Origin of the sequence: Mesorhizobium sp. M7A.F.Ca.AU.001.01.1.1, assembly GCF_004022735.1 — a bacterium.
GTDB classification, from domain to species: Bacteria; Pseudomonadota; Alphaproteobacteria; order Rhizobiales; family Rhizobiaceae; genus Mesorhizobium; species Mesorhizobium ciceri.
On sequence record NZ_RZPF01001197.1, the window covers coordinates 1 to 964 of the forward strand.

1 protein-coding gene is annotated in these 964 nt (G+C 62.7%); it reads right to left on the bottom strand.

The window, feature by feature from the left end; genetic code table 11:
- The coding region (tolB, locus tag EN884_RS37025; RefSeq protein ID WP_128361185.1) for a Tol-Pal system beta propeller repeat protein TolB at positions 1 to 964 on the bottom strand (964 nt) is incomplete at both ends.

Sequence of the window (964 nt, forward strand, 5' to 3'; positions counted from 1 at the left end):
TCATGACCCCGATCTGGAATTCGCCGCCGGTCTGCTTGGTGAAGGCAATCAGGTCGCCGCGCGGCGACCATACCGGTGTCGAATAGACGCCGTCGCCGAAGGAGATACGGGTCTGGCCCGAACCGTCGGCGCCCATCACGTAGATCTGTGCGCGGCCGCCACGGTCGGAGGTGAACACCACCTTGCTGCCGTCGGGCGAATAGGACGGCGAGGTGTCGATGGCGGTCGAGTTGGTCAGCCGCGTCGTCGAGCGGCTGCGCAGGTCCATGGCGAAGATGTTGGAATTGCCGTCGTCGCGCAGCAGGCTCATGATCACCTTCTGGCCATCGGGCGAAAAGCGCGGCGCAAAGGTCATGCCTGGGAAATTGCCGACCAGTTCGCGTTGGCCGGTCTCGATCTGCAGCAGGTACACCCGCGGCTGACCGCTTTCATAGGACATGTAGGTGATTTCCTGCCGGTTCGGCGAGAAACGCGGCGTCAGCACGATCGACCTGCCGTCCGAAAGATAGCGGACGTTGGCGCCGTCCTGGTCCATGATCGCGAGGCGCTTCTTGCGCGCATTCTTGGCGCCGGATTCGTCGATGAAGACGACGCGGGTGTCGAAATAGCCTTTTTCGCCGGTCAGCCGCTCATAGATGGCGTCGGCGATGATATGGGCGACACGCCGCTGATTGGCATCGTTGGCGAAGAACTGCTCGCCAGCCATCTGCTGGCCGGCAAAGGTATCCCACAACCGGTACTGGGCGCGGATGCGGCCGTCGGCTTCCTTGCTGACGCTGCCCGTGACCAGCGCCTGAGCGTTGATCACCTTCCAGTCGTCGAAGCGCGGTGCTGCATCGGGGTTGGTGATTTTCTCGATAAAGGCGCTCTTGTCGATCGGAGCGAACAGACCCGAACGCTTCAAATCGGCGGTGACGATCTGCGAAATCTGCGCCCCAAGCGCGTCGCCGCCCTGGAAATCCGT